Origin of the sequence: Cytobacillus sp. S13-E01 (assembly GCF_029193815.1) — a bacterium.
In the GTDB taxonomy this organism is placed as follows: domain Bacteria; phylum Bacillota; class Bacilli; order Bacillales; family Bacillaceae_L; genus Bacillus_BV.
Genome location: NZ_JARFVC010000017.1, coordinates 64834 through 73908, shown reverse-complemented (window position 1 = coordinate 73908; position 9075 = coordinate 64834). Strand labels below are relative to the sequence as shown.

9 protein-coding genes are annotated in these 9075 nt (G+C 37.6%); 8 read left to right on the top strand and 1 reads right to left on the bottom strand.

The features are described from left to right. Positions 1-371: 371 nt before the first annotated feature. On the bottom strand, positions 372-521 hold the full coding sequence (locus tag PY093_RS12310) for a YuzL family protein (RefSeq protein WP_275646166.1): 150 nt from the start codon (positions 519-521) through the stop codon (positions 372-374). Positions 522-936: 415 nt separating this feature from the next. Here PY093_RS12310 and PY093_RS12305 point away from each other — a divergent pair, with 415 nt between their 5' ends. The 8 genes from PY093_RS12305 (at position 937) to PY093_RS12270 (ending at position 9058) form a co-directional block, all read left to right on the top strand. Then, on the top strand, positions 937-3318 hold the full coding sequence (locus PY093_RS12305; protein ID WP_481769298.1) for a 3-hydroxyacyl-CoA dehydrogenase/enoyl-CoA hydratase family protein: 2382 nt from the start codon (positions 937-939) through the stop codon (positions 3316-3318). Positions 3319-3433: 115 nt separating this feature from the next. After that, positions 3434-4609, top strand: coding sequence for an acetyl-CoA C-acetyltransferase (locus PY093_RS12300; RefSeq protein WP_275646164.1), 1176 nt, complete (start codon positions 3434-3436; stop codon positions 4607-4609). A gap of 52 nt (positions 4610-4661) precedes the next feature. Next, complete coding sequence (locus PY093_RS12295) at positions 4662-6446, top strand: acyl-CoA dehydrogenase family protein (protein ID WP_275646163.1); 1785 nt, start codon at positions 4662-4664, stop codon at positions 6444-6446. A gap of 291 nt (positions 6447-6737) precedes the next feature. Further along, positions 6738-7094 (top strand): arsenate reductase family protein, encoded by a 357-nt coding sequence (locus PY093_RS12290; protein ID WP_275646162.1) that lies wholly within the window; start codon positions 6738-6740, stop codon positions 7092-7094. A gap of 79 nt (positions 7095-7173) precedes the next feature. Then, on the top strand, positions 7174-7557 hold the full coding sequence (gcvH, locus tag PY093_RS12285; protein WP_275646161.1) for a glycine cleavage system protein GcvH: 384 nt from the start codon (positions 7174-7176) through the stop codon (positions 7555-7557). Between the two features lie 278 nt (positions 7558-7835). After that, positions 7836-8090, top strand: a complete 255-nt coding sequence (locus PY093_RS12280; protein ID WP_275646160.1) for a YusG family protein — start codon at positions 7836-7838, stop codon at positions 8088-8090. A gap of 212 nt (positions 8091-8302) precedes the next feature. After that, positions 8303-8653: a toprim domain-containing protein gene (locus tag PY093_RS12275; RefSeq protein WP_275646159.1), complete on the top strand. Its 351-nt coding sequence runs from the start codon at positions 8303-8305 to the stop codon at positions 8651-8653. A gap of 87 nt (positions 8654-8740) precedes the next feature. Next, positions 8741-9058: a thioredoxin family protein gene (locus tag PY093_RS12270; RefSeq protein ID WP_275646158.1), complete on the top strand. Its 318-nt coding sequence runs from the start codon at positions 8741-8743 to the stop codon at positions 9056-9058. Positions 9059-9075: the final 17 nt, after the last annotated feature.

Here is a 9075-nt window from a genome sequence, read left to right as displayed (position 1 = left end):
TACTCAGCGTTTCTGCTTTATTGTTCTGAAGATACCTTAGAAAAACCAAATAGAAATAAATGTCTACAAGAATTTAATTCTTTTTACGATAAACATCAACACTGTATTGAACAAATAAGAAACAACCGTGTAGTTGTTTTAAATAGTGGAATTAAAATAAACAAAGTCGTATCTTGATTTTAAAAACAGGGGTTTGACTTCGCCTCTGTCTTCACATGAAGAGAAAACAGACGCCAATGTGGTCGGTGGATCGCTTGTCTGTTGGTTTTCACCCCTGTAGTTAGTGCGTAACGCCGATGGGAGTTCGACTCCATGTACGCTTGCGAGAATCTATATGTGAGAACCCACGTGGGCTTGCCCCGTGGAGTGGGTCAGAGTTCATCTTGTGTGTTATCTGCACCATATTGTTGATTAGTTGATTGCGTAGAACCAAATCTTTTTTCAGGCTTAGGTCCAGCATTTCCTTTCACACTTGCAGCACTAACACCACGTTTTGAAGGACTCTTTTCTCTTTTAGCCATTGCTTGTAATCACCTCCTTGCTTAGAATTACCAAATTCAAGATTTTCAATGCAAAATAATATTCATAACCTGTCGCTGAGCGGGTACCCTGCGCTTTTCGAAAATATAAGCAGTATTTAAAATTAGAATTTAGTTTGGGTGTCTAGCTCTAGGCGCCATCGGCTCGAGGCCATAAGCCAATCCGTCTAGAAGGTAAAGAAGCCCGCTCGTCTTATGCTTGTCACCGATAAGCGGGAACCTTACGCTTTTCGGTATAAATTTTTTAAAAATTTGAATTTGTTACACTTATGTATTGCGAAAAAAGTAAAAATCCGCTATATTTAGAGATAAGAACTCATTCTAATTAACGGATATTTTTTTGGAATAAAAATGAATGAGCATTCATTCAAAAGTGCAAAGGGGGAAGCTATGAATGATCCAAAGTATTAAAAAGGCTGCTGTTCTTGGCTCAGGTGTAATGGGATCTGGGATTGCAGCACACTTAGCAAACATTGGGATACCTACTTTATTATTGGATATTGTTCCTCGTGAACTTTCAAAAGACGAGGAAAAGAAAGGGCTTACATTAGAGGATAAGCAGGTGCGTAACCGCTTAAGTAATGGTGCCCTTCAAAAACTATTAAAACAAAAACCAGCTCCATTAACATCAAAAGGTAATCTGGCGCTTCTTGAGGCAGGTAACATGGAAGATGATATGGAACGTTTATCAGAAGTAGATTGGATTATTGAGGTCGTTGTTGAGAATCTTGATATAAAGAAAAAAGTTTTCGCTCGTATTGATGAGGTGAGAAAACCAGGAAGTATTGTAAGCTCAAATACATCTGGAATTTCAGTAGAGGCCATGATTGAAGGACGTTCAGAGGATTTGCAAAAACATTTCTTAGGAACGCATTTCTTTAACCCACCGCGCTACTTGAAATTACTAGAAGTTATACCAACTAAGCATACAAGTCCTGGAGTTCTAGCTTTCGTGAAGGAATTCGCTGAAGATGTACTTGGTAAAGGTGTGGTAGAAGCAAAGGACACACCAAATTTTATTGCTAACCGTATTGGAACATATGGTCTTCTTGTAACAGTTCAAGAAATGCTTAAAGGCGGTTATAGTGTCGGAGAAGTAGATTCTGTAACAGGACCAATGGTAGGTCGTCCTAAAAGTGCAACATTCCGTACACTTGATGTAGTGGGATTAGATACGTTTGTCCATGTCGCTAATAATGTATATGAGCAGGTAGAAGGCAAAGAAAAGGAAGTTTTTGAGGTACCGGCATTTATGAAAACAATGCTGGAAAAAGGCTGGTTAGGAAGTAAGTCAGGGCAAGGGTTTTTCCTAAAGCAAGGAAAAGAGATTCTAGAATTAGATCCAGAAACGCTAGAATACGGACCAAGAAAGAAATTAAAAACTGCTGCTACTGAAATGAGTAAGCAAGCAAAAAAACTACCTGAAAAATTAAAAGCTTTGGTGTACGCAGATGACCGCGCAGGAAAGCTATTATGGAATATAACGAGCCCAGCACTTATCTATTCAGCCAATTTATTAGGTGAAATTGCTGACGATATTGTTGCGATTGATCAAGCGATGAAATGGGGATTTGGTTGGGAACTAGGTCCATTTGAAACGTGGGATGCTATCGGGTTAGAGGACTCTATTAGAAAACTAGAAGCAGAAGGTACAATAGTTCCGAAATGGGTTATAGATATGATTGAAAATGGCTTTACCTCATTTTATAAAAACGAAAATGGGACACGTAGCTTCTATACCAATGGCGAGTATAAAATAATAGAAGAAAACCCTAAAAATATCAACATCAAAAGTCTAAAAGAGAAAAATGGAGTTATTAAGAAAAACAGTGGAGCTAGTTTAATAGACTTAGGTGATGGTGTTGCCTTACTTGAATTCCACTCTCCGAATAACTCTATAGGGTTAGATGTTATTCAAATGATTAATTACTCAATTGATGAGGTTAACCGTAACTTTAACGGTCTTGTAATTGGAAACCAAGGTAAGAATTTCTGCGTTGGTGCCAACCTTGCCATGATGCTTATGGAAGCTCAAGATGACAATTTCTTTGAACTTGATATGGTCGTTCGTCAATTCCAACAAGCCATGATGAAGGTTAAATATAGTTCTAAACCAGTCGTGACAGCACCATTTGGAATGACACTTGGTGGCGGGGCGGAGCTTTGCTTACCATCAAGCCATATCCAAGCATCTAGTGAAACGTATATGGGATTAGTAGAAGTTGGCGTTGGTTTACTTCCTGGTGGAGGCGGAAACAAAGAGCTTTATATTAAGCATCTTGAAAACATCCCTAATGGAGTGGAATTTGATCTTCAAAAGGTTGCGAACAAGGTTTTTGAGTCAATTGCAATGGCTAAAGTATCAACTTCAGTACATGAAGCACGTGAAAATAACTTCTTAAATAATTCAGATGGTGTGAGCTTTAATGGCGATCACTTATTATATGATGCTAAGCAAGCGGTACTGTCTCTTCATGAGAAAGGTTATAAAGCGCCAGTTCGCAAAAAAGTGCCTGTGGTTGGAGAATCAGGATATGCAACGCTTCTACTAGGAGCACAAGCAATGCTTTACTCTGGATACATTTCAGAGCATGACTTAACAATCGCTAAAAAGGTCGCTTATGTAATTGCTGGTGGTAGTGTGCCTTATGGAACTGAAGTCGATGAACAATATTTATTAGACTTAGAGCGAGAAGCATTCTTGAGCTTAATTGGTGAACCTAAATCACAACAACGAATGCAACACATGCTAGTAAAAGGTAAACCATTACGTAATTAATAAAAGGTTTAAATTATATAGATAAAATTCAACTAAGGGCTGACCTAGTTTTGGGGCCCTAGTCGGGTTTAAAGTAACAAAAAATGTATGTGGAAATTGAAATGGGGGGAATTTTGTGAGAGAAGCGGTCATAGTAGCAGGAGCAAGAACTCCAGTCGGAAAATCTAAAAAAGGTACACTTGCAAATGTACGTCCAGATGATTTAGGTGCTCTAGTTGTTAAAGAGACGCTAAAACGAGCTGGTAATTATGAAGGTAATATTGATGATCTTATTATTGGGTGCGCTATGCCTGAGGCAGAGCAAGGATTAAATATGGCACGAAACATTGGGGCTTTAGCTGGATTAGATCATTCTGTGCCAGCAATTACAATTAATAGGTATTGTTCTTCAGGACTTCAAGCTATTGCTTATGGGGCTGAGCGGATTATGCTTGGTCACTCTGATACAGTGCTTGCAGGTGGAGCTGAGTCTATGAGTCTAGTACCTATGATGGGTCATACTGTTAGACCTAATTTAAAGCTGGCGGAAAATGCGCCAGAATATTATATGGGTATGGGCCATACAGCTGAACAAGTCGCATTGAAGTATGGAATAAGCCGTGAAGAACAAGATGCTTTTGCTGTACGAAGCCACGAACGTGCCGCTGCTGCAATTTCTGCGGGGAAATTCGTAGATGAAATTGTACCAGTAGAAGTAACAAATCGTAGTGTCGGCGATGACATGAAAATTAGAGAACAACAACTTTTATTTGCTCAAGATGAAGGTGTTCGTGCGGGAACAACAGTTGAAGTACTATCAAAACTTCGACCAGCCTTTAATGTTAGAGGAACAGTTACTGCTGGTAACTCATCACAAACAAGTGATGGTGCAGCGGCGGTAATGGTTATGGATAGAGAAAAAGCTGAATCATTAGGCTTAAAGCCTTTAGCGAAATTCCGATCGTTTGCAGTAGCGGGCGTTCCTCCAGAAATTATGGGAATAGGACCTGTTGCAGCAGTGCCTAAAGCCTTAAAGCTAGCTGGACTTCAGGTCTCTGATATCGATTTGTTTGAATTGAATGAGGCGTTTGCATCTCAATCGATACAAGTTATTCGTGAGTTAGGATTGGATGAAGAAAAAGTAAATGTAAATGGTGGTGCAATTGCATTAGGACACCCACTAGGATGCTCAGGAGCTAAATTAACACTTACATTACTTCATGAGTTAAAGCGTCAAAACAAACAATTTGGTGTTGTTACAATGTGTATCGGTGGCGGAATGGGCGCTGCTGGAGTATTTGAACTTCTATAAGAAAAATTGACAAAACATCTTTTATAAATTTAATTTTAGGGGGAAAACCGAAATGACAAAAGCAACTGATAGCTTAATTAAAGGTGGAGCATTTTTAATTGAAGATATAACAGCTGATCAAATCTTCACACCCGAGGATTTCACAGAAGAACATAAATTAATGGGTAAAACAACAGAAGACTTCGTTGTAAATGAAGTTCTTCCGGAAATGGAAGAAATCGAAGAACATCATTTTGATAAATCGGTAGCATTGTTGAAAAAAGCTGGTGAGCTAGGCTTATTAGCGGTTGATGTTCCTGAAGAATACGGTGGACTTGGTCTTGATAAAATCAGTTCTGCAGTAATTACAGAAAAATTCTCAAGAGCTGGAAGCTTCTCGCTTTCATATGGAGCTCACGTAGGAATTGGTTCATTACCAATCGTTTTATTTGGTAATGAAGAACAAAAACACAAATACCTTCCATACCTTGCAAGTGGAGAAAAATTAGCTGCGTATGCACTAACAGAGCCAGGTTCAGGTTCTGATGCGTTAGGTGCTAAAACAACTGCAAAACTAAATGCAGAAGGAACACACTATGTATTAAATGGTGAAAAACAATGGATTACAAACGCAGGCTTTGCAGACGTCTTTGTTGTTTACGCTAAAGTAGATGGTGAACACTTCACAGCATTTATCGTTGAGCGTGAATATCCTGGCGTTTCAACGGGTGCTGAAGAAAAGAAAATGGGGATTAAAGGATCTTCTACACGTACATTAATATTAGAAGATGTTCAGGTTCCTAAGGAAAACCTATTAGGCGAATTAGGGAAAGGGCATGTAATTGCATTCAATATTTTAAATATTGGTCGTTATAAATTAGCAGTTGGTACAATCGGTGGGTCAAAGCGTATGGTTGATGTAGCGGTACAATATGCAAACCAACGTCAACAATTTAAAACACCAATTGCTAATTTCTCATTAATCCAAGAAAAATTAGCAAACATGGCTACAAAAACATATGCGGTGGAAAGCTCTGTATACCGTACTGTTGGTTTGTATGAAGATCATCAAGGCAAGCTTACTGACGAGCAATTAAAAGACGGTAAATCAGTTGCTTCTGCAATTGCAGAATATGCAATTGAATGTTCAATAAACAAGTTTTTCGCTTCAGAGGTTCTAGACTACACTGTTGATGAAGCAGTTCAAATCCACGGTGGTTATGGCTTCATGGCTGAATACGAAGTAGAACGAGCTTATAGAAATTCTCGTATTAATCGTATCTTTGAAGGAACAAACGAAATCAACCGTCTATTAGTGCCAGGCACATATATCCGTAAGGCATTTAAAGGCGAATTACCTTTATTCCAAAAAGCACAAGCACTACAAGAAGAGTTAATGATGTTAATGCCTGAAGAAGTAGGCGATGGTGTTCTAGAGCAAGAAAAATACCTAGTCCGTAATGCTAAGAAAATCGGCTTATTAATTGCCGGTTTGGCTGCTCAAAAGTTTGGTAAAGCACTTGAAAAAGAGCAAGAAATTCTAGCTAATATTGCAGATATCGTAAGCAATGTCTATGCAATGGAATCAGCTGTTCTTCGTACTGAAAAGGCTATCAACAAAACTGGTCTTGAAAAGAATAATCAAAAGCTTCTTTATACTCAAGTGTTCTGTCAAGAAGCGTTCAATGAAATTGAAGCACATGCAAAAGAAACGCTTATTGCTGCTGAGCAAGGTGATTCATTAAGAATGATGTTATCAGCACTTCGTAAGTTTACACGTTATACACCAATTAATGTTATTGCGAAAAAACGTGAAATTGCAGCTTCACTAATTGATGCAGAGCGTTATACATTATAATTTAAAAGCGACACTTTGATTGATTGAAGAGCTCCTCTTGTAGGGGCTTTTCACATTAAAAAGCGTAGTATGATTATAAAGGAACTTCCCTCAGTGGGGGTTTTATTGCTGATCAATGTGAGAAAAAGTTGTCAAAATAAAAATTAATTATTTAAGGTATGCAGGATTTTAAAAAAATTAGTCGAAATAAAGGTGTGTTGGAAGCTGCGGTTGTTAATTCACTAACCCTTTATGGTAAAATAAAGTATTGAATTGAATTCATACTTTTTTATGGACGGTGGTGAATACAGTTTGGCATTAACTTTTTATTGGTACCCCAAATGTGGTACATGCAGAAATGCAAAAAAATGGTTAGAACAACATAATATATCTTTTGAGGAAGTACATATTGTAGAAAATCCACCATCAAAAGAAGTCCTTGAAAGTCTGTTTAAAAAGAGTGGGCTCGAGTTAAAGAAATTTTTTAACACAAGTGGTCAGAAATATCGGGAGTTAGGTTTAAAAGATAAAATTAAAACCGCGTCTGATGAGGAGCTACTTGATTTATTGGCATCTGACGGTATGCTGATCAAACGACCGCTTGTAACAGACGGTGCAAAGGCGACAGTTGGTTTTAATGAGCAGACTTTCGAAGAAACGTGGAAGTAAAAAAAGTGGGTTAGAAGAACCCTAATTGGGAAATCTTTTATAGTATAAAAATTAGTGAGTTTATGGAGGGAATAGTAGAATGAATACACCAAAGGAATTACGTTATTCAGAAGAACATGAGTGGGTAAAGGTTGAAGGAAATCAAGTCCGTATTGGAATTACTGATTTCGCACAGTCAGAGTTAGGTGACATTGTATTTGTAGAGTTACCAGAAGTTGGAGATGAAATTTCTGCGGACGAGCCTTTTGGTAGTGTTGAATCTGTAAAAACAGTTTCAGAACTATATGCGCCAATCAGTGGGAAGGTTGTAGCAATTAACGAAGACCTAGATGATAGCCCAGAGTTCGTTAACGAATCACCTTATGAAAAAGCGTGGATGATCGTGGTTGAGCCAACAGACGCAAGTGAAGTTGATAGCCTAATGACTGCGGAACAATATGAAGAAATGGTTAAGGAAGACTAATCGTTTCATAACTAGGAATTAGCATAGCTAATTCCTTTTTCTTAAAAGATAAGAAAGTATAAAAGTTTGTACCTAGTTTTAGTGTCTAGCTCCAGGCGCCATCGGCTCTATGGTATAAGCCAATCCGTCCGGAAGGTTAAAGAACAACCTTCCAGCCGGCTCGTCTTATGCTTGTCGCCGATAGGCGGGCGCCATGCGCTTTTCTTTATGCTCCTTTTCTCTTCCTGAGTAACTTTTCTGCCAAATGGACAACCTAAACTTATAAAAAATAAGAAAGGGTGCTTGCATTGGTATTAGAGAAAAAACGGTTAGATGTTACTGATCGCATCGTGGGGAAACTTTCTGAGAATCAAATGAACCTTTATGAAGAAGATAATCTTATTGGTCGAATTGTCTTTACAAATCAAGGCAACCAATATGAGTTAAAAGAAGGATTTGAGCAGGACGAAAATAAAATATATAAATATGCAGATGTCACAACCGAACCAGATCAAAAGTATGTGGATTGTGATGCTGAAAATGGCTGGTGTTAACTTTAGAGGCAGTGGTTTTTTCCGCTGCTTTTTCCATACCTAAAAGTTCAATAATTTTGTTATCTCCTGCTTGAATTTTCACTTTGTTGTTAAAAATGTTCAATAATTTCAAGCAAATTGAACTCGTTTTCATACAATAATGATAAGCAAATATAAACAAAAGAGAATAATAGTAATATTTCTTTTGTACAATGAAATTAAGGTGATGGGGAATGACACTAGGTATTGTAGAAAAAGTTATTATTGTTGAAGGGAAATCGGATAAAAAGAAAGTGTTAAATGTTATAAATGAGCAAATTGAAATTATTTGCACAAACGGAACAATAAGTCTTTCAAAGCTAGATGAGCTTATTGAGCATTTATTCAATAAAGACGTTTATATTTTAGTTGATGCCGATGATGCTGGTGAAAAGCTAAGAAAACAGTTTAAGAGGGAGTTTCCAGAAGCAGAGCACTTGTATATCGATAAGATGTATCGTGAAGTAGCAACTGCACCTGAACAGCATATAGCCACAGTGTTATTAAGTGCCAATATTGATGTGCATACAGAATATCTATTATAAAGGAAACTTCCATGCGGGATAAAGGTGGACATATTACCAGTTTTTACGAGATAATTGGTTAAAAACAAAGGAATGGCGAAAGTAATTATGAATGAATGGACAGAGCAACAAATAAACGAAATGATGCAATCAAATACACCATTTTGTCTCTATCTATACACACCACTTTGTGGTACCTGTCAGGTCGCTAGTAAAATGCTAACAGTTGTTAAAGAACTTACACCAAATGTGACTATTGGTAAATGTGATCTGAACTATATGCCGGCAAAAGCGAAGGAATGGATAGTTGAAAGTGTACCTTGTTTGTTAATTTTCAATGATGGAATAATTGATAAGCGGATTTATGCTTTTAGATCAGTTGAATACCTGTACACCCTTATCCAAGAGAGCTTAATAAAGGAATAATGAAAAAATAACACTGT